This is a genomic window from Acidovorax facilis (genome assembly GCF_050626955.1).
Taxonomy (GTDB): Bacteria; Pseudomonadota; Gammaproteobacteria; order Burkholderiales; family Burkholderiaceae_C; genus Acidovorax; species Acidovorax facilis.
The window spans coordinates 4,002,255-4,023,782 of sequence record NZ_CP192460.1 but is presented as its reverse complement, the minus strand read 5'-3'; the positions used below and the strand labels follow the sequence as shown (position 1 = coordinate 4,023,782).

The 21,528-nt window shown below is 65.9% G+C and carries 18 protein-coding genes; 6 read left to right on the top strand and 12 right to left on the bottom strand.

The genetic code is table 11. From position 1 onward, the window contains the following. Nucleotides 1-48: 48 nt before the first annotated feature. Nucleotides 49-1,314, top strand: coding sequence for an esterase/lipase family protein (locus ACQ4MJ_RS18395; RefSeq protein WP_431151709.1), 1,266 nt, complete (start codon nt 49-51; stop codon nt 1,312-1,314). A gap of 135 nt (nt 1,315-1,449) precedes the next feature. Continuing rightward, nucleotides 1,450-2,385, top strand: coding sequence for a hypothetical protein (locus tag ACQ4MJ_RS18390; RefSeq protein ID WP_055400141.1), 936 nt, complete (start codon nt 1,450-1,452; stop codon nt 2,383-2,385). Between the two features lie 266 nt (nt 2,386-2,651). Here the strand turns inward: ACQ4MJ_RS18390 and aqpZ are convergent, their stop codons facing one another. Beyond that, nucleotides 2,652-3,347 (bottom strand): aquaporin Z, encoded by a 696-nt coding sequence (gene aqpZ / locus ACQ4MJ_RS18385; RefSeq protein WP_055400143.1) that lies wholly within the window; start codon nt 3,345-3,347, stop codon nt 2,652-2,654. A 321-nt stretch (nt 3,348-3,668) separates the two neighbouring features. On the opposite strand from aqpZ, the gene htpG reads away from it, so the two are divergent. Continuing rightward, the gene (gene htpG, locus ACQ4MJ_RS18380; protein WP_431151710.1) at nt 3,669-5,645 is read left to right on the top strand and encodes a molecular chaperone HtpG; all 1,977 of its coding nucleotides are present in this window, start codon (nt 3,669-3,671) and stop codon (nt 5,643-5,645) included. A gap of 120 nt (nt 5,646-5,765) precedes the next feature. On the opposite strand, the gene ACQ4MJ_RS18375 is transcribed toward htpG, so the two are convergent. Then, nucleotides 5,766-6,074, bottom strand: a complete 309-nt coding sequence (locus tag ACQ4MJ_RS18375; protein WP_055400148.1) for a hypothetical protein — start codon at nt 6,072-6,074, stop codon at nt 5,766-5,768. A 471-nt stretch (nt 6,075-6,545) separates the two neighbouring features. Here ACQ4MJ_RS18375 and ACQ4MJ_RS18370 point away from each other — a divergent pair, with 471 nt between their 5' ends. Continuing rightward, nucleotides 6,546-9,827, top strand: coding sequence for an IPTL-CTERM sorting domain-containing protein (locus ACQ4MJ_RS18370; protein ID WP_431151711.1), 3,282 nt, complete (start codon nt 6,546-6,548; stop codon nt 9,825-9,827). Between the two features lie 143 nt (nt 9,828-9,970). Here ACQ4MJ_RS18370 and ACQ4MJ_RS18365 read toward each other — a convergent pair whose 3' ends face one another. The 10 genes from ACQ4MJ_RS18365 to ACQ4MJ_RS18320 form a co-directional block, all read right to left on the bottom strand. Then, nucleotides 9,971-10,684 (bottom strand): response regulator transcription factor, encoded by a 714-nt coding sequence (locus tag ACQ4MJ_RS18365; RefSeq protein ID WP_228897503.1) that lies wholly within the window; start codon nt 10,682-10,684, stop codon nt 9,971-9,973. Nucleotides 10,685-10,892: 208 nt separating this feature from the next. Continuing rightward, nucleotides 10,893-11,951: a serine/threonine protein kinase gene (locus ACQ4MJ_RS18360; RefSeq protein ID WP_218298962.1), complete on the bottom strand. Its 1,059-nt coding sequence runs from the start codon at nt 11,949-11,951 to the stop codon at nt 10,893-10,895. Nucleotides 11,952-11,995: 44 nt separating this feature from the next. Further along, complete coding sequence (locus tag ACQ4MJ_RS18355; RefSeq protein ID WP_431151712.1) at nt 11,996-13,090, bottom strand: DUF2855 family protein; 1,095 nt, start codon at nt 13,088-13,090, stop codon at nt 11,996-11,998. Nucleotides 13,091-13,175: 85 nt separating this feature from the next. Beyond that, nucleotides 13,176-14,615 (bottom strand): protein kinase domain-containing protein, encoded by a 1,440-nt coding sequence (locus tag ACQ4MJ_RS18350; RefSeq protein ID WP_431151713.1) that lies wholly within the window; start codon nt 14,613-14,615, stop codon nt 13,176-13,178. After that, nucleotides 14,612-15,370, bottom strand: coding sequence for a metallophosphoesterase family protein (locus tag ACQ4MJ_RS18345; RefSeq protein WP_431151715.1), 759 nt, complete (start codon nt 15,368-15,370; stop codon nt 14,612-14,614). Before ACQ4MJ_RS18345 ends, ACQ4MJ_RS18350 begins: the two co-directional genes overlap by 4 nt. A gap of 134 nt (nt 15,371-15,504) precedes the next feature. After that, nucleotides 15,505-15,891, bottom strand: coding sequence for a DUF1304 domain-containing protein (locus ACQ4MJ_RS18340; protein ID WP_431151716.1), 387 nt, complete (start codon nt 15,889-15,891; stop codon nt 15,505-15,507). A gap of 3 nt (nt 15,892-15,894) precedes the next feature. Next, entirely contained in the window at nt 15,895-16,311 is a 417-nt protein-coding gene (locus tag ACQ4MJ_RS18335) for an organic hydroperoxide resistance protein (protein WP_121423023.1), read from the bottom strand. A 72-nt stretch (nt 16,312-16,383) separates the two neighbouring features. Then, nucleotides 16,384-16,848 carry a MarR family winged helix-turn-helix transcriptional regulator gene (locus ACQ4MJ_RS18330; protein ID WP_431151717.1) on the bottom strand — a complete coding sequence of 155 codons (465 nt, stop codon included), beginning with the start codon at nt 16,846-16,848 and terminating at the stop codon, nt 16,384-16,386. 270 nt (nt 16,849-17,118) lie between these two features. Then, nucleotides 17,119-17,937, bottom strand: a complete 819-nt coding sequence (locus ACQ4MJ_RS18325; protein ID WP_431151718.1) for a crotonase/enoyl-CoA hydratase family protein — start codon at nt 17,935-17,937, stop codon at nt 17,119-17,121. Between the two features lie 81 nt (nt 17,938-18,018). Next, nucleotides 18,019-18,867, bottom strand: coding sequence for a 3-hydroxybutyryl-CoA dehydrogenase (locus tag ACQ4MJ_RS18320; RefSeq protein WP_431151719.1), 849 nt, complete (start codon nt 18,865-18,867; stop codon nt 18,019-18,021). A gap of 129 nt (nt 18,868-18,996) precedes the next feature. Here ACQ4MJ_RS18320 and ACQ4MJ_RS18315 point away from each other — a divergent pair, with 129 nt between their 5' ends. Both ACQ4MJ_RS18315 and ACQ4MJ_RS18310 read left to right on the top strand, forming a co-directional pair. Continuing rightward, complete coding sequence (locus tag ACQ4MJ_RS18315) at nt 18,997-20,586, top strand: GMC family oxidoreductase (protein ID WP_431151720.1); 1,590 nt, start codon at nt 18,997-18,999, stop codon at nt 20,584-20,586. Nucleotides 20,587-20,774: 188 nt separating this feature from the next. After that, complete coding sequence (locus ACQ4MJ_RS18310; protein WP_431151721.1) at nt 20,775-21,512, top strand: hypothetical protein; 738 nt, start codon at nt 20,775-20,777, stop codon at nt 21,510-21,512. Nucleotides 21,513-21,528: the final 16 nt, after the last annotated feature.

Genomic DNA, 21,528 nt, shown 5'->3' with positions numbered 1-21,528 from the left:
CAGGCTCCCCGCGTCACCGCACCGCATCCCTTGAACGGAGCCTTCTCCATGCCTACCCCACCGCGACCGCGCGCTGATGCTGCCAACGCAGCCAAACCCCATCCGCTGCGCCAGTTGCGTGCGTCCGACTTGCGGGGAGTGGCGCGGTTGGCCACACAGGCCACCACGGGCATCAGCCGCGTGGCCGAGGGGGTGCACCAGTCGGTGCTGGGCACGCTGGGCCTGCCTGGAGGGGCGCAGCCGGGCCAGGCGCGCGGCCTGACCGGGCTGGTCTACCAGAGCATTCGGGGCGTGACACGCCTGGTGGACGCGGGCCTGCAGGCAGGCCTGGCGCGGCTGGAGCCGTTTTTTGAACCCGATGCGCCGCCCACCGCAGTGCAGTGGGAGCGCGAGGCCGTGCTCGCCGCCCTCAACGGCGTGATGGGCGACCGCCTGCAGCGCGACGACAACCCACTGTGCACCCGCATGGGGTTCTACCGGGATGGGCTGCCTTTGGACCTGCCCGCCCTGGCCGCCAGCGGCGGGGCCACGGGCAAGCTCTTGGTGCTGGTCCATGGCCTGTGCATGAACGATCTGCAGTGGCTGCACCAGGGCCATGACCATGGCGCCCACCTCGCGCAGGCGCTGGGCTATACGCCGGTCTACCTGCGCTACAACACGGGCCTGCACACGTCCGCCAATGGTGCCGAGCTGGCCGCCCAGCTGGAATCCCTGGTGGCGGCCTGGCCCGTGCCCGTGAAGGAGGTAGCGGTGCTGGCCCACAGCATGGGCGGCCTGGTGGCCCGCAGTGCCTGCCACCAGGCGGCGGCTGCGGGGCAGGGCTGGCAGGCGCTGCTGCGCCACCTCGTATTTTTGGGAACGCCCCACCATGGCGCACCGCTGGAGCGCGCAGGGCACTGGGTGGACACCCTGCTGGGCAGCACGCCGTATTCCCGGCCGTTTGCCCGGCTGGCGCAGCTGCGTAGCGCGGGCATTACCGACTTGCGCCATGGCCATGTGCTGGAGGCCGACTGGCAGGGGCGTGACCGCTTCGTGCGGCACCCTGACCGGCGCACCCCCGTGCCCCTGCCCGATGGGGTGGCCTGCCATGCTGTTGCCGCCACGCTGGCGGCGCGGCGCAGTCCGGCGGCCGAGCGGCTGGTGGGGGACGGGTTGGTGCCATTGCACAGTGCCCTGGGCATCCATGATGATGCGAAACGAACCCTGGGTTTTGCCAAGAGTCGGCAAGCCGTGTTCCACCGGATGGGCCACCTGGCGTTGCTGGGGGATGCGGGTGTGGCGCAGCAGCTGGAGCAATGGCTGCAGCCTGCGTGAAGACAAGCAAAAAACAGGCAACACGGCAGAACCGGAAAAGCGGTTCGGATGGCCTGTTTTTCCCCGCCAGCGGTCTTGCCGGGTGTGAGGCCACCGCTACCATGTGGCCACGAGATATGTAACAAGGAGAAGCTAGTGAGTGACGTGAAATACCGCCTGGTAACCCGCAGCGACTTTGACGGCTTGGTGTGCGCCGTGCTGCTCAATGAGCTCAACCTCATCGACGAGATCACTTTCGTCCACCCCAAGGACATGCAGGACGGCAAGATTGCCATCACCAGCCGTGACATCACCACCAACCTGCCCTATGTGCCCGGGGCCCATTTGGTGTTCGACCACCACGAGTCCGAAACGGTACGCAATTCGGGGCGGCGCTCCGAAAACCACATCATCGAAGCCCATGCCCCCTCGGCAGCCCGTGTGGTCTACAACCACTACGGCGGCAAGGCGGCCTTTCCGCGTATCACCGACGAGATGATGGCGGCGGTGGACCAGGCCGACTCGGCCCAGTATTCGCGCGAAGACATCCTCGACCCCCAGGGCTGGGTGCTGCTGAACTACATGATGGATTCGCGCACGGGCCTGGGGCGCTTTCGCGAGTTCCGCATCAGCAACTACGCACTGATGATGGACCTCATCCAGTACTGCCGCGACCACACCATTGAAGAGATCCTGGCTCTGCCCGATGTGCAGGAGCGCGTGCAACTTTACCGCGAACACGCCCCCAAGGCCCAGGAGCAGTTACAGCGCTGCGCCATCCGCATCGGCAAGCTGGTCGTGCTCGATCTGCGCGAGGAGGACACCATCTGGGCCACCAACCGTTTCATGATCTACGCGCTGTTCCCTGACTGCAACATATCCATCCACGTGATGTGGGGGTTGCAAAAACAGAACACGGTGCTGGCCACCGGCAAGTCCATCCTGGACCGCAGCAGCCAGGTTCACATCGGCAACCTCATGCTGGAGTTCGGGGGCGGTGGGCATGCCGCAGCGGGCACCTGCCAGGTGGCCAATGACAAGGCCGACCAGATCCTGCAGTCGCTGGTGCAGCGCATCACGCTGGAAGGCTGACGGGGCAGGCCGCCACAAGGCCCGCATGGTTTGCATTCAACCGGAATGCCAGGCTGGAAGCTGCAGACAGTGCTGTAGCGCGGCAGGCACGTCGCACCAGTGATACCTTGCGCTTCGCGCCACCCACGGGCGCACGAAGCTGGCGCGGCCCAGGCCAGTGCTCCCGCGCAAGGGCCGCCCCGCCGCGCTGGGGGCGTCCCCCTCCCGGCTCGCGCAGCGAGGCGAGAGAGGGGGAAGGCGCGAAGCGACTCAGGGGGTGTTTCACTTCAGTCGTCGCTCAGCAGCGCGCGGTAGATGGCGGCGCCCAGCAGTGCGCCTGCAATGGGCGCGGCCCAGAAGACCCACAGTTCCGACAGCGCATAGGCTGGGCCAAACAGCGCCGGACCGGTGCTGCGGGCCGGGTTGACCGAGGTGTTGGTCACCGGGATGGAGATCAGGTGAATGAGCGTGAGGCACATGCCGATGGCCAGCCCGCCAAAGCCGCTGGCCGCGCGTTTGGCCGTGGCGCCCAGGATCACGATGAGGAAGATGGCTGTCAGCACGACCTCCGTCACCACGGCGGCCATCAGCCCATAGCCGCCTGGGGAGTGTTCGCCATAGCCGTTGGTGGCAAAGCCCCCGATGTCTGCGCCCGGCTTGCCCGTGGCAATGAGGTACAGCACGGCCGCTGCAGCAATGGCGCCCAGCACCTGGGCCACCACGTAGCCCGGCAGCTCGGACGCCTTGAACCGGCCCCCCAACGCCAGCCCTACCGACACGGCAGGGTTGAAATGCCCGCCCGAGATCGGCCCCAGCGCATAGGCCCCGGTCAGCACGGTGAGGCCAAATGCCAGGGACACGCCGACAAAACCGATACCCAGCTGCGGGAAGGCGGCAGCCAGCACGGCGCTGCCGCAACCGCCAAATGTCAGCCAGAACGTGCCGAGGAACTCAGCGGACCATTTTTTCAGGGATGTGGGCATGGCAAGAGGGCTCCGGAAGAAAGGGGCAGAGGATGGGAAGGCGGCCTCGCACCGAGCGCCTTCGGTGGCGTGCATCTTATGGGGTCTAAATGACAGAAAATGCTGTCAAATGCCTGCAAATTGTCAACAATCTTCAGCGCCGAAATGGCTGTGCGGGATGGCTTCGGTGCGGGCCGCAGGTGGTGAGGGGCGTGCGCCGCACAGTGCAACCCTTGAAATCACCGAGTCCGCCCCGAGGTGAACACGCGCGAATGCCGTTCCTGGCCTCCTGGGCGTGAAACGCGTTCTTTTTGCACCTTACACAGCAACCTCCAAGACACCATGAGCACAAAACAAACCCTGTCTTTCCAGGCCGAAGTAGCGCAACTGCTGCACCTGGTCACCCATTCGCTGTATTCCAATCAGGAGATCTTCCTGCGCGAGCTGATCTCCAACGCGTCGGACGCCTGCGACAAGCTGCGTTTTGAAGGCCTGAACAACTCCGCGCTGTTTGAAGACGCCCCCAACCTCGAAGTGCGCGTGACCTTCGACAAGGCCGCCAAGACGCTGACCATCACCGACAACGGCATCGGCATGAGCCAGCAAGAAGCCATCGACCACCTGGGCACCATCGCCAAAAGCGGCACCAAGGACTTCATGGGCCGTCTCTCAGGCGACCAGAAGGCGGATGCCCAGCTCATCGGCCAGTTTGGCGTGGGCTTTTACTCCGGCTTCATCGTGGCCGACAAGATCACCGTGGAATCGCGCCGCGCGGGCCTGAAGGCCGACGAAGGCGTGCGCTGGATCAGTGGCGGCACGGGCGACTTCGAGGTGGAGACCATCACCCGCGCCCAGCGCGGCACCAGCATCATCCTGCACCTGCGCGACGACGCCGAGGAATACCTCAACGCCTGGAAGCTCAAGCAGGTCATCGCCAAGTATTCCGACCACATCAGCCTGCCCATCCTGATGGAAAAGGAAGAGTGGAAAGACGGCGAGCTGATCAACCCCAATGACGAAAACGGCGGCCGCCAGCCCGGCGGCATGGTCAAGACCGGCGAGTGGGAAACCATCAACAAGGCCAGCGCCCTGTGGACGCGCCCCAAGAAGGACATCAGCGAAGAGCAGTACGCCGAGTTCTACAAGACCATCAGCCACGACCACGAGGCCCCGCTGACCTGGGCGCACAACCGCGTGGAAGGCAACACCGAGTACACGCAGCTGCTGTACATCCCCGCCAAGGCGCCGTTTGACCTGTGGAACCGCGACAAGAAGGCCGGCGTGAAGCTGTACGTGAAGCGTGTGTTCATCATGGACGACGCCGAAGCGCTGATGCCCACCTACCTGCGCTTCGTCAAGGGTGTGATCGACTCGGCCGACCTGCCGCTGAACGTGAGCCGCGAGCTGCTGCAGGAAAGCCGCGACGTGCGTGCCATCCGCGAAGGCTCCACCAAGCGCGTGCTCTCGATGCTGGAAGACCTGGCCAAACACGACAAGCACGACACCGCCGCCAATGCCGACGGCGTGACCGATGTGGTGGATGCCGACGACAAGGCCAAGGAAGGCAAGTACACGCAGTTCTACAGCGAGTTTGGCGCAGTGCTCAAGGAAGGCCTGGGCGAGGACTTTGGCAACCGCGAGCGCCTGGCCAAGCTGCTGCGTTTTGCGTCCACCACCAGCGACGCCGTGACGGTCGGCTTTGCCGACTACAAGGCCCGCATGAAGGAAGGCCAGGAGGCGATCTACTACATCACCGCCGACACCCTGGCCGCTGCCAAGAACAGCCCACAGCTCGAAGTCTTCAAGAAGAAGGGCATCGAAGTGCTGCTGATGACCGACCGCGTGGACGAGTGGGCGCTGAACTACCTGCACGAGTTTGACGGCACCCCGCTGCAAAGCGTTGCCAAGGGCGCGGTCGACCTGGGCACGCTGCAGGACGAAGCCGAGAAGAAGGCGGCCGAGGAAGCTGCCGAAGCCTTCAAGCCTGTGCTGGCCAAGCTGAAAGAAGCGCTCAAGGACAAGGCCGAAGACGTGCGCGTGACCACCCGCCTCGTCGATTCACCCGCCTGCCTGGTGGTGCAGGACGATGGCATGAGCACCCAGCTGGCGCGCATGCTCAAGCAGGCCGGCCAGCAGGCGCCCGAGACCAAGCCTGTGCTGGAGGTGAATGCCGAGCACGCGCTGGTCAAGAAGCTCGATGGCAGTGTGCACTTCCACGACCTGGCGCACATCCTGTTTGACCAGGCCCTGCTGGCCGAGGGCGGCTTGCCTGAGGACCCCGCCGCGTATGTGAAGCGCGTGAACGCCTTGCTGGTATAAAAACTTAGGCCAAATCGGCATCTGGCGCTTGTCCATCAAGCACTAAATGCTATAAAAATAATAGTAAAAACCGGTGGTGCCTGGTACCACCGGTTTTTTTATAGGGCTTCACAAAGCCGCTCAATCTTCGGGCTGGGCCTGCTCCAGGATGCGGCTGTGTGCCTGGTTGCGTTCCTGTGAGGGGGTGTCGATCAGCTCCTTGAGCGCGCCCTCTGGCAAACGCAGTCCCTTGCGCCGGTCGTTCTTTACCGGCAGGTTGCGCCAGCCCGACAGCACCAGCCAGTCCCACAGCTCCCTGGGCAGCGGATGGGTGACGGCCATCTTGACCTGCCCCCGCAGGATCACGGTGCCCACGGCGGGCAAAGGCCCCACGGGGGCGGGCTTGCGCTTCTGGCGAATGGAGAGGAGCGTGCGAAACATGTCCTTCATGGGTGGGCCAACTCGCGGTAGATCGAAGATGGCGCAGCATAGCCCAGGGGCCCCCAGCCGGTCCACCACCCGTGCTGCCCACCGGGGTGGCGTGCACCCGTGGTGCAAACAATACGCAATACCGTTCGCAACCGTTAACGATTGTTGCCGGGCGGATTGCGCCCCCGTCCGTCGATAAATTCCAACACAGCCTTGGTCCGTGGCGGCCACGGTACATCCACGCACTCCCTGCATTTTTTGCCAGCCCCTCGGGGCCTGGTGAGGTTGCGGCGTGGCCGGAAGTCGGAGCCATTCACCTCAGGAGTATTTTTGATGCTTTATCGATTGACGCGATCTTGGGAGGGCGCATGCGCCTTCTGGCGCGCGCGCACATCCAGTGGGCCCGCGCAGCCTGCTACAAGCCCTGCGCACAGCGCGGTACGCCGCTTCCGCTGGCTCTTGCTGGCGGGTGGCCTGTTTGCGGGTGCAGCCATGGCGCAGTCTGCCGACCTGGTGGTCAACCATGCGGATTCGCCGGACCCCGGGCCCGCAGGCGGCATCTTCACGTACACGCTGCGCATCGACAACAACGGCCCCAACGGCGCCACCGGCGTCACGCTGACGGACACACTCCCGGTGGGCTCCACGTTCGTGGATGTGGCCACCACAGCAGGCACCTGCAGCCAGGCGGCGGGTGTCGTCGATTGCACGTTGGGCAATATCCCGTTCAACAGCAACCAGACCGTGACCATCCGGGTGCGGCTGCCTTCCGCCGGGGTCTGGACCAACACCGCCACGGCTGGCAGCGCCACGTCCGACCCGAACACCAGCAACAACGTCAACAGCGTGCAGGACACCACCGCCACGCAGGCGGCCGACCTTGCGCTGGTGGCTACGCCCTCCACGGCCAACGTTGTGGCCGGCCAGGCCTACAGCTACGCGCTGCAGGCTGCCAACAACGGCCCGAACGCGGCCGATGGCAGCCAGCGCATTACCTTCACAGTGCCAGCCGGCGCGTCGATTACCTCTGTTCCGACAGGCACGGGCTGGTCCTGTACGCCATCGGGCGGCTATCCGCTGAGCAGCGGCAATGTGACCTGCACGCGCACGGGCACCCTGGCCAGTGGAGCGTCCGCCTCGGTGCTGACGGTTCCCGCCGTGTCCAACGTCAATGGCACGGTGACGGCGGCTTTTGCCATCGATGGCATCAAGCCCGACAACTCCGCCATGCCCGATGGCAACACCTCCAACAACACCACCTCGGCGGACGTGACGTCCACCTCGGGTGCCGACGTGTCCATCACCAAGACAGCCGCCAGCTCCAACGTGGCCCAGGGTGCCAACGTGGTGTACACGCTCACGCCGCGCCTCAACGGTGGGGTGTCGCTGGCGGGTCAGCCGGTCACCGTGACCGATACGCTGGGCGCCGGACTCAGCTTCGTATCTGCCGTCGGCACGGGCTGGGTCTGTGACGCCACGATCACCTGCACGCGCACCGAATACACCGGTGCCAACTTCAGCAACATGCCCACGATCACCGTGACCGCCACGGCCAACAGCGCAGGCACGCTGGGCAACACGGCCGGTATCAGCACGGCGCTGCCAGACCCGGTGCCCGCCAACAATTCGGCTTCGGTCAACGTGACGGCCAGCAACGACGCCGACATGCAGCTGACCAAGACGGCCAGCATCAACCCCGTGGTGCCGAACCAGGCGTTCAATTACACGCTGACCGCGCGCAACACCGGGCCGCTGGCCGTGCCCAATGGCCAGACCATCACCATCACCGACCAGGTGCCGGCGGGCGTGAGGCTCGACAGCCTGGTCAGCGCGGCGGGCTGGACTTGCGACGCTTTGCCGTTCACCGGCCCCGGCAACTGGACCTGCTCGCGCTCTACCGGCCTGAACGCCAATACCAATGCCCCTGCCGTCACGGTGTCGGCCGTGCTGACGGGCACTGGCACCGCCACCAACAACGCCTGCGTGGCGCTGGGGGCGGGTGTGCGCGTGGACAGCAACGGTGCGAACAACTGCGTGGGCGTGGGCGTGACCTCCACGGCCACCGAGGCCGACCTGCGCGTGGTGTCCAAGACCGCTGCGCCCGACCCTGTGGTCGCGGGCCAGAACCTGACCTATGTCATCACTGTGGACAACGTCGGCCCGGCCGCTGCCACGAACGTGGTGGTGTCGGATACGCTGGGTAGTCTTGTGAACACCGGGGGGTTTCAATCTGCCGTGGCCTCGCAAGGCAGCTGCACGCCCAACGCTGTCACCAACGGCACCTCGCAGAACCTGAGCTGTAACCTGGGCACGCTGAACTCCGGCGCGCAGGCCACCGTGACTGTGGTGGTGCGCCCCAGCATTGCCGTCAGTGGCCCTCGCACCAACACCGCGACCGTGCGCTCTACCGACGTGGGCGACCCCAACCAGGCCAACAACAGTGGCAGCGTGACCAGCCAGGTCACGGCCATCGTGGATGTGACGGCTGCCAAGACGGCCACTCCGTCCACCGTTGCGGCCGGGGCTCCCATCACCTTCGTGGCGACGATTGGCAACACAGGGCCTTCCACGGCACAGACCGTGCAGATGGTGGACACCCTGCCGTCCAATGCCGCCTTTATCGACGTGGTGAGCGTGAGCGGGGGCGGCAGCTGCGCGCCCATCGCCGCGGGCACGGTGGGCGGAACGCTCACCTGTAATTGGGCCAGCATCAATTCCGGATCGCAGCAGACGGTGAACTACCGCATGCGCCCCCTGGGCAGTGCAACGGGCAGCACGGTGGTCAACAGTGTGGCTGCGACCACGGCAACCGCCGAGTCGAACACCGCCAACAACAGCGCCACCACCAGCACCCCGGTCACTGCCGCGCAGCTGGACATCCTGGTGAACAAGGTGGACAGCTCTGACCCGGTAGACCTGGGCCAATCGACGACGTACACCATCACGGTGAACAACAGCGGGCCGTCGTTCGGCACCAACGTGGTGATGACCGACATCTTCCCCGCACCGGGCTCCTCGCCCACGGCCACCTTCAGCTACCAGGGCGCGCTCACGGTGAATGCAGGCGGCGCGTGTACCGAACCCACGATGGGGGCGACCAGCGGCACGCTGACCTGTAGCTTTCCGGGGCTGAGCAGCGGCCAGAGCGCCACCATCACCTACGTCATGCGCGCGGAGACCCTTACCGTCAATGGCGCCACCAGCGGCACGGCCTTCAACCAGGCGAGTGTGGTGGTGGACGAAACCGAGACCACGCTGGCCAACAACGTGGTGACCCATGACACCACCGCGCGCCGCTTTACCGTGGCCACGGATCTGGCGCTGAACAAGACAGCGCCGGCAGGTCCTCTTACGCCCGGCGCTGCGCTCGCCTACACCTTGGTGGTCACCAACAATGGCCCGCTGGCCAGTGATGGAGCGCAGGTCGTGGATGTGCTGCCCGCCGGGGTGAACTTTGTTTCAGCGCCAGGTTGCGTCAACGCGGCCGGGACTGTCAGCTGCGGCGTCGGAGCGTTGGCGGTGGGGGCATCGCGCACCTTCACGATCAACACCACCCTGGCCACCCCTTACAGCGGTGCGCGTCCTCTGGTGAACTCTGCCACGGTGGATGCACCGGGCGACACCAACCCCGGCAACAACACGTCCAGCGCCTCGACGACGGTGACGGGCAACGCCAGCAACATTCCGACGCTGTCGGAATGGGGCCTGATCCTGCTGGCTGCATTGCTGGGTCTGATGGCCTGGCAGCACCCTGCCATGGGCCGCCGCCGGTAGCCCGGCAGCCACCACCGCCGCGATCACTTCGCGGCGGCGGGCTGAACGCCAAAAGGCCAGCACGCTGCAAAGCGTGCTGGCCTTTTTTTGTTGTTCAGGGAAGGAGCACGTGGCGGCTTGTGCGCCGCCCTGCGCGCGGCGTGTCAGCCGCGTGGGTCCGCCAGGGCCACCGTGTCTACCGTGTCCAGCCGGTACCCCATGCCATAGATGGCCGTGATCGCATAGCCGTGGGCCTGCTGCGTCAACTGCAGCTTGGTGCGCAGGCGCGAAACGTGGGTGTCGAGCGAGCGTGAAGGCGCCTCGCTGCGCTCGCCCCACACCGCTTCGCGCAGGTGCGCGCGCGACAACAGGCGGCCCGCGTTGCGGAACATGAAAAGGGCAAGTTCGTATTCCAGGTTCTTCAGCGCCAGTGGCTCGCCGTGCAGGGACAGCAGCCGCTTCTCCGGATCGAACCGGTAGGGGCCGAAGACCAGCTGCTGGCCCATGGCCTGCGGATACGCCCGCCGCAGCAAGGCCGCAACGCGGGCGACCAGCTCCCCCACACGCAGGGGTTTGACCATGTAGTCGTCCGCGCCCCGGTTGAGCGCTTCGATCACGTCACGTTCTTCATTGCGGCGTGTAACCAGCAGGATGGGCAGTTGCTGGCCGGCCATCTCGCGCAGGCGCTGGATGACCTCGATGCCATCCATGTCCGGCAGGTGCCAGCCAGAGATCAGCAGGTCAAAGGTTTCGTGCCGTGTGTCCTTGAGCAGGCTCGCACCGCTGGTATAGAAATGGCACACATGGTGGTGGCGCTCAAGGGCGCCCCGGATCATGTCGGGCAAGAGGGGGTCGTCGTGCAGGACGGCAATGCGCATGGTGTCGGTCTTCGGGCGCAAGCGCCCTTCGCAAGTCAGAAAACGCCTTTCCAGGAAGGCGTCTCTGGATGTTGCGCGACATCGCGCCCCTGTGCACACGGGTTGACAATCGTTTGCAATGCCCGGGCGCCTCTGGCGCCTCTCCGGGGCGCCGCAGCGGCCTGCACCACAACACACCGCAGCGCAGGCGGCTCAGTGCGCGTTCATTTCACGCCACCAGGGGCTCTTCCTGCATGGCCTCAATCTGCTCGATCAGCATGTCCACCTGCCCGCGCCAGTAGTCGCTGGTGCCAAACCACGGGAAGTTGACGGGAAAGATCGGGTCCTGCCAGCGGCGTGCGAGCCAGGCGCTGTAGTGGATGAGGCGCAGCGTGCGCAGCGGCTCGATGAGCGCCAGCTCGCGGCGGTCGAAGCTGCGGAACTGCTCGTAGCCGTCGATCAGTGCGCCGAGCTGGTGGGTGCGCTGGCGCCGGTCGCCCGACAGCAGCATCCACAGGTCTTGCACGGCCGGACCCATGCGCGCGTCGTCCAGGTCCACAAAATGCGGGCCGCCCCGGCCCCATTCATCCAGCGGAGTCCAGAGGATGTTGCCGGGGTGGCAGTCGCCATGCAGGCGGATTGCTGTTGCATTTTCTAAGCCAAATGAGGCTCCAGCGCTTGATGGATAAGCGCTGGAAGCTATCAATTCAAGAGCTTTGTCGCATTGGGCCTTCCAGGTGGCCTGCATGTCGAGCGGAATGATCTCGTTCGTGAGCAGCCAGTCGCGCGATGCTGTGCCAAAGGTCTCCAGGTCCAGCAGCGGCCGGTGCACAAACGGTTGGGCCGCACCCACGGTGTGGATGCGCGCCAGAAAGCGGCCGATCCATTCCAGCACCTCGAAGTCGTCCAGCTCGGGCTGGCGCCCCCCGCGCCAGGGGCTGACGGAAAACGCAAAGCCATCGTGCTGGTGCAGGGTGGTGCCGTTCAGCACCAGCGGGCCCACGGCGGGCACTTCGGCGGCCATCAGCTCGGCGGCAAAGGCGTGTTCTTCGAGGATCTGGGCCTCAGACCAGCGGCCAGGGCGGTAGAACTTGGCCACCACGCGCTCGCCGTCTTCCAGTGTGGCCTGGTACACCCGGTTTTCGTACGACGACAGGGCCATGAGGCGGCCATCGCCATACAGGCCCACGCTGGCCAGCGCGTCCAGCACCTGGTCGGGCGTGAGGCGGGCGTAGGGGTGTTGGTCGTTCGAGGCGTTGGCAGCGGTATCGGGGGGCAATGGGGTCATGCCCCATTGTCGCCGCCGCGCCCTTGACGGCCCGGCATAGCGTTTCAGCCAGGCAGCATCGTCGCGATATGCCCGGCGCGCGGGTCGCCGCTGCCCGCCAGCACGCCCGCAAACAGCGCCTGCGTGGCCTGGGGCCCTGTATGGTGCTGCACCACCAGCCAGGGCTGCGGCCCGGCCGACACGGCGGTGCTGAACTGGTTCCACGCCGCTACCAGGCGGTCGTTCAGGCCCTGGGCGCCCCAGTCGGCGTGGCGCTTCTTGACCTGGGCGGGGGCGAAGAACATCACCGGGCGCGGGCCGGGCAGCTGGCCGGCTCCGCCCAGGTCCTGCACGTGGCTGGCGCCCACCGAGCAGCTGTAGGCCAGGCCCGTGAAGTGGGCGTGGATGCGCTGGCGCAGGCCCACGCTGCCCGCAAAGTCGATGTAGACACTGGGCGTCGCGCCGTCGATCTGGTCCAGTGTGTCGTAGGTGACCACGCGGTGGTAGCAGCCCAGGCTTTCGCAAAACGCCACATTGCCCGGCGAGGTGAGGCCAATGACCTCGATGCCCTCCCGCTGTGCAAGCTGGAAGGCGGTGCCGTAGGCCGTTTTGCTCGACGCGCTGGACAGCAGCATGCGCTTGGCGCCAAAGAACTGCTGGTCGGCCAGAAAATCGTCGATAAGCCACGAGGTGATGAACAGCGGCCGCAGCAGTGCCTGCACGTCTTCGTTGTCGGCGCGGTACAGCCCGTCGGTGCCGGTGCGCAGGTAGTGGTTGTAGACCGCATGCAGGCCCGCGCGGTGCGCGGCGCCGTCACTGAAGCCCGTGGGGTTGACGCGCTGGGGCGACAGCACGGCCTGACTGGCCATGGGCCAGTAGCCATAGAGGCGCTCGCCCACGGCCACCTCGGGGTGCTGTGACTCTGTCACCGTGCCAAAGCCCCACACGGGCACGATGCCCCAGCCTGCCTCGCCCGTGGGGAAGAACTGCCAGTAGTTCAGCATGTCGCCCAGCGCGGCGTAGGTGATGTTGTTGGCCGTGAGGGCAAACGACTCGACCCGCACGCGGACCTGGCCGCCTTCCAGCGGGGTGTCGTCGGCGGTCAACAGGCGGGTGCTGGCCAGGTTGTCCTGGCGCACGAGGAGGGTGGTGGTGCTCATGCCGCCACGCTAAACGAAAGCCCGGCGCGGCTCAAGCGGGCCGCGCCACCTCGGCGACAGCGGGGCCCACTCTTTGAACGGGCGCTTAGCCCGGGAACGTCTGGCCCAGCTGCTCGAACGGCAGCGCCTGTTTGACCAGGATGACGGTGCAGGGCGCATCACGCGCCACGCGGATGGGCACGGTGTCGATGAAGCGCTGCATCTGCAGCCCGTGCGTGGCGGCGCCCAGGATCATCATGCTCACGTGGTTGCTGGCCGCATAGCGCACCAGCGCCTGGGCCACGTCGCCCGCTTCGAGCACGTGGTAGCTCACGGCATGTCCGGTCAGGTCCAGACCCTGGGCCCACTGGCGCAGGCGTGCCATGTGCTGGCGGTGCAGCGTGGTTTCACTGCGCTCACTGTCGCTGGTGCTGCTGGCGCCCGGCGAGATCACCGTCACGCAGGCCAGCCGCGCGCCGGGGCGGATGCCCAGCGAGCGGGCCACGGCCTGGCGCAGCGAGTACAGCGTGGCATCGCTCACATCGGCATGGGGCACGGCGACCATGAGGATGGGCGTGTCTTCGATCTGCTGCGAGGGCAGGGGGCTGGGCGTGTAGTGCATGCCCGCAGCACGCAGCCAGCGGCGCACATGCGTGCGCAGTGGAGTGCGCTCGGTGCGCTCGCCGCGTTCGGTAACCAGCACCTGTTCGGGGTTCGACAGGTCGAAGGCCAGGTGCGCGGCCGACGGGTAGCGGCTCCCTGCCTCAGGCTCCAAGCAGCGCAGGATGACTTCCTGCAGCCAGGGCGGGATGTCGGCGCGGTGTTTGCGCGGCGGGGCAGGCGTCATCCACAGGCGCTGTCGCATGCCGCCGCTGGTGGTGGGCGCGCCAAAGGGCAGCTCGCCCGTGGCCAGCTCGTACAGCATCACGCCGATGGCAAAGATATCGCTGCGCGGGTCGCCGCGCACGCCCACCACCTGCTCGGGCGCAATCCAGGCGGGCGAGCCCACGGCCTGGCGCATTTCCTCGGCCAGCAGGTCGGGGTAGTGGGCGTGGCACGAGAGGCCAAAGTCCAGCAGCACGGCCGTGCCATCTTCTTTGATGAGCACGTTGGCCGGTTTGAGGTCGAGGTGGCACACGTTCTGCTGGTGCAGGCTGTGCGCCGCGCGCGCGGTGGCCGCGCCCAGGCGTGCGATGGTTGCTGTGTCGCAGCGGCCAGGCCCTTCGTCCAGCCAGTGCTGCAGCGTCTGGCCGGGGATGTATTCCATGACCAGGTAGGGCAGACGCACCAGGTCGCCCGCCGCCACAAAACGCGGCACATGCTGGCCGCTGAGCACGGGCAGGATCTGCAGCTCGACCTCGAAGCTCACGATGTTCTCGGCCCCGTCGCCCGCCGTCATGCGCGGGATCTTCATCGCCATGGGAAAGCCGGGGCTGCGGTCGGCCTGCGCGTATTCCACGGCGTAGATGTGGGCCATGCCACCCGCGTGGATGCAGTCCACCACGCGAAAGCCGTCGATCTCGGTGCCGGGTTCGAGCAGTTTCATTGACCATGCTCCAGCCTGTCGGCATAAAACGCGGGCAGTCCTGCCGCGCGGATGGCGGCGGCGGCGGCCAGGTGGTCATACGGCACGCGGTAGAAGGTGATCTGCCTGGCGGTGTCGTCGAACAGTGCGTACATGGCGCGCGCATCGCCGTCGCGCGGCTGGCCCACCGAGCCCACGATGCCCAGCCACTGGCGGTGCGGTGGCACAGGCACGGGCACGCCGGGCTCGGGCGCAAAACGCATCAGCTTGGCGGTGGGCGTGAGGAAGTACAGCACCTGCTCATGCACATGGCCGCAGAACACGTAGCGGATGGCGGGGTCAAGGGCCTGGGCCGCCGTCATGCTGCGCTCGGCGGCGTTCGAGTCCTCCACGTAGCGCCATTGCTCCGGCATGTCGGCGCTGGCATGCACGAGCAGCGCGCTGCTGCCCAGACGTGCGGTGAGCGGCAGCGACTGCAAAAAGGCGATGTGGCTGTTGCCGAGCTGGTCGTGCGTCCACTGCGCGCCCAGCTCGCTGCGGTTGCGCGGGTTGGCAGGCGGGGCCAGGGCCATGGCGTCGTGGTTGCCCAGCACACACAGGGCGCCCTGCTGGGCGAGGTCGCGCACCTGTTCCACCACGGCCACGGGCTCGCCGCCGTACCCCACCAGGTCGCCCAGCAGCGCAAATTGTTCGGCGCCCTGTGCGCGGGCGTGTTGCAGGCAGGCGTCCAGGGCCTGGCGGTTGGCGTGGATGTCGGACAGCAGGGCGATTTTCATGGTGTTGTCTCCAACCCCATCATCGCGCGTGTCGCTGAATGCCAGCTTGCAGGCGGCAGTACCTGCGTGGATTCAAAGCAAAAATAGCTGCCAGCGCTTGATTGACAAGCGCTGGCAGCTATGGTTTTAGTAGCTCAGAGGCTGCGCCGTGCGGCAGGTGCTTTGTCCAGCGCCAGCACCAAGCCCAGCGCGATGATCGCGGGCAGCGCCTGGCTGAAGAAGATCTTGGGCGCTGCGGTGGCGGCGCCAAACACCCCGGCCACGATCACGCAGGCCAGGAAGAAGATCTTGAACACCCGGTTGCCGGTGAACAGCCCCCAGAACAGGCCCGCCGCCAGAAAACCGTTATACAGCCCCTGGTTGGCCGCCAGCGTGGTGGTGGCGTCGGCCAGCTCCTGGGTCAGGTTGAATGTCTTCATCCCCAGCGGCTTGTTCCAGAAGAACATTTCGAGCACGAGGATGTACACATGCTCGATGGCCACCAGGGCCACCGCGATGCGGGGAAGCAACTGGCGGCCCATGGCTTACACCAGCGTGATGGTCACGTCGATGTTGCCGCGCGTGGCGTTGGAGTAGGGGCAGACCTGGTGGGCTGCGTCCACCAGCTTCTGGGCGGTTTCCTTGTCCAGGCCGGGCAGGCTGATGGCCAGGCGGGCGGCGATGCCGTAGGCGTTCGGGATGGGGCCCAGGTCCACTTCAGCGTCGATGGACACGTCCTGCGGCACGGGGATGCCGATCTTGCCGCCGACGGCCTTCATGGCGCCGATGAAGCAGGCTGCGTAGCCGGAGGCAAACAGCTGCTCGGGGTTGGTGCCGGTGCCGGCCGTGCCGGGCGAGGACAGCTTGACTTCCAGGCGGCCGTCATCGGTCTTGGCGGCGCCATCGCGGCCACCGGTCACGTGCGACTTGGCGGTGTACAGGACTTTTTCGAGCTTGGTCATGGTGTCTTCCTTGCGGTTGTTGCCCACTGGCGGGCGGTGGAGGGAATCGGTTCTTGCGTTGTCTGAAGGCCGTCAGCGTTGCTCGCTGAGCCGGTCTCGCAGCTGCTTGAGTTCGGTGGTCAGGGCCGTCAGCTCGGCAATCGAGCACTGGCTGCTTTGCAGCACACAGGGCGGGATGGCCTCAGCCTGGTCGCGCAGTGCGCGGCCTTGCGACGTGAGGGTGAGGCGCACGCGGCGCTCGTCCTGCACATCGCGCAGCCGGGCAATGTGGCCCTGCGCCTCCAGGCGCTTGAGCAGCGGCGTGAGCGTGCCGGAGTCCAGAAACAGGCGCTCGCCCAGCTCGGAGACCGTGACGCCATCCTGCTCCCACAGCACCAGCATCACGAGGTACTGGGGGTAGGTCAGGCCGATCTGGTCGAGCAGCGGTTTGTACAGCTTGGTCATTGCCAGCGAGGCGGAATACAGCGCAAAGCAGACCTGGTTGTCCAGCCGCAGGATGGCGGGGCTGGGGGTGTGGGGTGTGCTGTGGCTGGGCATGGGGTGAATTGTGAGCGTGAATTCAATTGTGTGCAATTGAATTGTGAAAAACTTTGTTAATGAATGGGATTGTGCCGATGGGGGAGCGGCGCCGCGCCATCGGTGCTATTCGCGCGTCCCGCTTGCGCAGGCGGGGGCGCTGTGCCCCTTCACTCTCGGAAAATTGCTATCAATAGCAGAGCTGCTGGCGCATGATTCATATGCGCTAGCGACCGATTAGGCTTGAAATTTGGCATGTAGTGGTTCGGGCGACGACGAACCACCAGGCCCTCAGCGTCCGCTGAACTGCGCGGGCCGGCGCTCGATAAACGCGCGCACGCCTTCGGCGGCGTCCTCGCTGTTGGCCAGAGCTTTCTGCACGGGGATGAAGTCCGCCACCGCAGCCGCCTGGCCTTGCTCGATGGCCTTGAGCACATTCAGGCGTGTGGCCACCACCGCACGCGGAGCCTGTGCGGCAATGCGCTGGGCAATCGCCAATGCCTCGTCCAGCTCCTGGCCAGCCGGCACCACTTTTTGCACAAAGTTCAGGCGGTACGCCTCAGCGCTGCCAAACTCGTCGGCCGTCAGCAGGTGCAGCAGCGCATTGCCCGTGCCCGCGCGCTCGGCCATACGCAGCGTGGCGCCGCCTGTGGCCATGATGCCGCGCTGCACCTCCATCTGCGAGAAGCGGCAGTTGTCGGCCGCCACCACGATGTCGGCGCCCAGCATGAGCTCGATGCCAACGGTGAAGCAGATGCCCTTGACCGCCACCACCATGGGCTTGGTGCGGCGCCGGTAGCCGGGCAGGCCGTAGTCATGCGGCTCCACCAGGCCTTCGGGGATGGCTTTTTCGCCGCGCTGCATGTAGGCGCTCACGGCCGGCAGGTCGAGCCCTGCGGTGAAATGGTCGCCAAACGCATGCAGCACGCCCACACGCAGGGGGGGGTCGTCGTCGAGCCGGGTGTAGGCCTCGGCCAGCTGGCGGAACATGGGGGGTGTCCAGCCATTGCGTTTGGCAGGCCGGTTGATGCCGATCAGCAGCACATGGCCGATGACCTGGGTGTCGATGTTGCCCTCAGGTGGGGGCGTGGTGGGGGTGATGTGGGTCATGGGCGCAGGTCTCCTGGCCCATGATTGAAAACGCAATGGAAACTGCGCGCCGTCCCGCGAGGGACAGCGCACTGAAGGCCGTCAGTAGGTGTAGACGCCTTGCCCAGTCTTGCGCCCCAAGCGGCCCGCAGCCACCATTTCCTTGAGCAGCGGGCAGGGGCGGTACTTGCTGTCGCCGAACTCGGTCAGGTACACGTCCATCACGGCCAGGCACACATCCAAACCGATCATGTCGGCCAGCGCCAGCGGGCCGATGGGCTGGTTGCAGCCCAGCTTCATGCCTGCGTCGATGTCCTCGGGCGTGGCCAGGCCCTCGGCCAGCACGAAGAAGGCCTCGTTGATCATGGGCACCAGGATGCGGTTGACCACAAAGCCGGGCGCGTTCTTCACGGTGATGGGGCTCTTGCCCAGGGCCTCGGCCAGCGCCTTCACAGCGTCGTGGGTCGCATCGCTGGTCTGCAGGCCGCGGATGATCTCCACCAGCGCCATCATGGGCACGGGGTTGAAGAAGTGCATGCCGATGAACTTGTCGGCGCGGCTGGTGGCGGCGGCCAGCTTGGTGATGGAGATCGAAGAAGTGTTCGATGCGATCAGCACCTCGGGCGCCACGATGGCGTCCACCTGCTTCAGGATCTTGAGCTTGAGCTCGTAGTTTTCGGTGGCGGCCTCGATCACCAATTGCGCGGCTTTGAGGTCGTCGTAGCTGGTGGAGGTTTGGATGCGCGCCAGGGCCGCCGCCTTGTCGGCTTCGCTGATCTTTTCCTTCTTGATCAGGCGGTCCAGGCTGCCGGCCACGGTGGCCAGGCCTTTTTGCACTGCAGCATCCGAGATATCGACCATCACCACGTTGATGCCCGACACCGCACAGGCCTGTGCAATGCCGTTGCCCATGGTGCCTGCGCCGATGATGCCTACGGTCTGAATCGTCATATAGAGAGCCCTCTTCAAAGTGAAACGGATGGACGGAATGGTAAGGCGAATCGCACGACCGTTCGGTTATCGTGCGTCAAACCTGAACCAACAAACCGCTGCGCAGCATGGCGGAGGAGACACCACAACATGTTCGACTACATCGTGATCGGCGGCGGCTCGGCAGGCTCTGTGCTGGCCGGGCGCCTGACTGAGAACCCCGCCGTGCGCGTGTGCCTGCTGGAGGCGGGGCCTGCCGACAACAGCGTGCTCATCCACTGCCCGGCCGGGCTGGCCGTGATGGCCAAGTTCGAGCTGAACGGCTGGGGCTTCAACACCACGCCGCAGGCGGCGCTGAACAACCGGCGCGGCTATCAGCCACGCGGCAAGGTGCTGGGGGGCTCCAGCTCCATCAACGCCATGGTCTACATCCGGGGCCAGCATGCCGACTACGACCACTGGGCCGCGCAGGGCAATCCGGGCTGGGGCTGGGAGGATGTGAAGCCCTACTTCCTGCGCGCCGAAAACAACGAGCGCGGTGCTGATGCCTGGCACGCCCAGGGCGGCCCCTTCAACGTGGCGGACCTGCGCTCGCCCAACCGCTTCAGCCACCACTTCACCGAAGCGGGTGTGCAGGCGGGGTATCCGCACAACACCGACTTCAACGGTGCCACGCAGGAAGGCGTGGGCCTGTACCAGGTCACGCACAAGAACGGCGAGCGCCACAGCGCGGCCAAGGGCTACCTCACGCCGCACCTTGCGCGCTCCAACCTGCAGGTCATCACCGGTGCCCACGCCACGCGCATCCTGTTCGAGGGCACGCGCGCCGTGGGTGTCGAATACCGCCAGGGCGGTGCCTTGAAGCAGGTGCATGCGGGGCGCGAAGTGCTGCTGAGTGCGGGCGCACTGTTGTCGCCGCAGCTGCTGATGTTGTCGGGCGTGGGGCCTGCCGCACACTTGCAGCAACACGGCATCCCGGTGCTGCACGACCTGCCCGGCGTGGGCCAGCATCTGCACGACCATCCCGACGTAGTGCAGGTGCTGGACGCTCCCGATCTGAAGGACCTGTTCGGCCTTTCGCTGTCGGGCATGGTGCAGACGCTGCGCGGCATCATCGAATGGCGCAAGCACCGCACCGGCATGTTGACCACCAACTTTGCCGAGGCGGGGGGCTTCATCAAGAGCGACCCATCCGAGCCAGCGCCCGACCTGCAGCTGCACTTTGTGATCGGCAAGCTGGTGGACCACGGGCGCAAGACCGTGTTCGGCCATGGCTACTCGGCCCACGTGTGCCTGCTGCAGCCCAAGAGCCGGGGCGCGGTCACGCTGGCCAGCCGCGACCCCATGGCCTTGCCTTTGGTGGACCCGAACTTCCTGGCCGATCCCGATGACATGGCGCGCATGGTGCGTGGCTTCAAACGCACGCGGGAGATCCTCATGCAACCGGCGCTCGCGAAGTTCGGCGCCAAGGAGCTGGCGGCCTCGGCCAGTGCGCGCACAGATGCCGAGATCGAGCAGTTCATCCGCCAGTACGCCGACACCATCTACCACCCCGTGGGCACCTGCCGCATGGGGCCTGGGCCGCTGGATGTGGTGGATGCCGAACTGCGTGTGCATGGCCTCGCGGGCCTGCGTGTGGTGGACGCGTCCATCATGCCGCGCATAGTGAGCGGCAACACCAATGCGCCCACGGTGATGATTGCTGAAAAAGCGGTGGACCTGCTGCGCGCCGCGCCGTGAACGATTTCACGTTTGGCGCCCGGAACGCGATTTTTAAGGTTTTCAAAGGGTCTGTTTAAGGAGTTTTTAACAGGCAAAAGCGCGGCGAATTTCTAGACTTCTTTGCATGGAAACGGGTGCATGGTGCACCCGGCCCAGCGCCCAAAAAAAGGCGCTGAAAGAGCCCACCGGGGCCATGAAAGAACGTGATGAAGATTGATGCCCGCGAAATTGCCGCACTGACACAAGCCCAGCCCGCCGCCCCCCGCATGGACATGTACGCCAGCATCCACAAGGCGCTGCGCGCCTTCATGGCAGACACGCTGCTGGGCCTGGGCCGCATGGATGTCGAGGATGACCTGGAGTTTGCCCACACCTGCGACCGCGTGATGCAGCTGCTGGACCTGTGCCGCGCGCACCTGCACCACGAGAACCAGTTTGTGCACGCCGCCATGGAGGCGCGCCAGCCCGGCTCCAGCCAGAGCATTGCTGGTGAACATGTGGAGCACGAACAGGCCATCGTCGCTTTGGCAGACGGCGTGAACCACCTGATGGCCTGTGCCAAGCCCGCACGAGCTGCAGCCACCCTAGCCCTGTACCGCCAGCTGGCGCTGTTTGTGGCGCACAACTTTGAGCACATGCACGAGGAAGAGACTGCGCACAACCGCGTGCTCTGGCAGTGCTACACCGACGCGGAACTGGCGGGCGTGCACGATGCGCTGGTGGCCTCGATCCCGCCGCAGGAAATGATGGTGGTGGCCCGCTGGATGGTGCCCTACATGTCACCCGCCGAGCGCACGGCCATGCTGTCGGACATGAAGCAGCATGCGCCTGCCCCTGTGCTGGCAGCGGTGCTGGCGCAAGTGCAGCCGCACCTCACGCAGCCTGAGTGGACCAAGCTGATGCGCAGCCTGGGCCTGCCGGTGGTGCCGGGTCTGGTGCACTGACTTTGAGAAATCAGTG

Coding starts and splice junctions, on each gene's coding strand:
- ACQ4MJ_RS18340 (WP_431151716.1), bottom strand. CDS start 15,891: ATGGGCCGCCAGTTGCTTCCCCGCATCGCGGTGGCCCTGGTGGCCATC.
- ACQ4MJ_RS18360 (WP_218298962.1), bottom strand. CDS start 11,951: ATGACCCCATTGCCCCCCGATACCGCTGCCAACGCCTCGAACGACCAA.
- ACQ4MJ_RS18325 (WP_431151718.1), bottom strand. CDS start 17,937: ATGACCCACATCACCCCCACCACGCCCCCACCTGAGGGCAACATCGAC.
- ACQ4MJ_RS18320 (WP_431151719.1), bottom strand. CDS start 18,867: ATGACGATTCAGACCGTAGGCATCATCGGCGCAGGCACCATGGGCAAC.
- ACQ4MJ_RS18370 (WP_431151711.1), top strand. CDS start 6,546: ATGGCGCAGTCTGCCGACCTGGTGGTCAACCATGCGGATTCGCCGGAC.
- ACQ4MJ_RS18310 (WP_431151721.1), top strand. CDS start 20,775: ATGAAGATTGATGCCCGCGAAATTGCCGCACTGACACAAGCCCAGCCC.
- ACQ4MJ_RS18315 (WP_431151720.1), top strand. CDS start 18,997: ATGTTCGACTACATCGTGATCGGCGGCGGCTCGGCAGGCTCTGTGCTG.
- ACQ4MJ_RS18330 (WP_431151717.1), bottom strand. CDS start 16,848: ATGCCCAGCCACAGCACACCCCACACCCCCAGCCCCGCCATCCTGCGG.
- ACQ4MJ_RS18350 (WP_431151713.1), bottom strand. CDS start 14,615: ATGAAACTGCTCGAACCCGGCACCGAGATCGACGGCTTTCGCGTGGTG.
- ACQ4MJ_RS18345 (WP_431151715.1), bottom strand. CDS start 15,370: ATGAAAATCGCCCTGCTGTCCGACATCCACGCCAACCGCCAGGCCCTG.
- aqpZ (WP_055400143.1), bottom strand. CDS start 3,347: ATGCCCACATCCCTGAAAAAATGGTCCGCTGAGTTCCTCGGCACGTTC.
- ACQ4MJ_RS18365 (WP_228897503.1), bottom strand. CDS start 10,684: ATGCGCATTGCCGTCCTGCACGACGACCCCCTCTTGCCCGACATGATC.
- ACQ4MJ_RS18375 (WP_055400148.1), bottom strand. CDS start 6,074: ATGAAGGACATGTTTCGCACGCTCCTCTCCATTCGCCAGAAGCGCAAG.
- ACQ4MJ_RS18395 (WP_431151709.1), top strand. CDS start 49: ATGCCTACCCCACCGCGACCGCGCGCTGATGCTGCCAACGCAGCCAAA.
- htpG (WP_431151710.1), top strand. CDS start 3,669: ATGAGCACAAAACAAACCCTGTCTTTCCAGGCCGAAGTAGCGCAACTG.
- ACQ4MJ_RS18335 (WP_121423023.1), bottom strand. CDS start 16,311: ATGACCAAGCTCGAAAAAGTCCTGTACACCGCCAAGTCGCACGTGACC.
- ACQ4MJ_RS18355 (WP_431151712.1), bottom strand. CDS start 13,090: ATGAGCACCACCACCCTCCTCGTGCGCCAGGACAACCTGGCCAGCACC.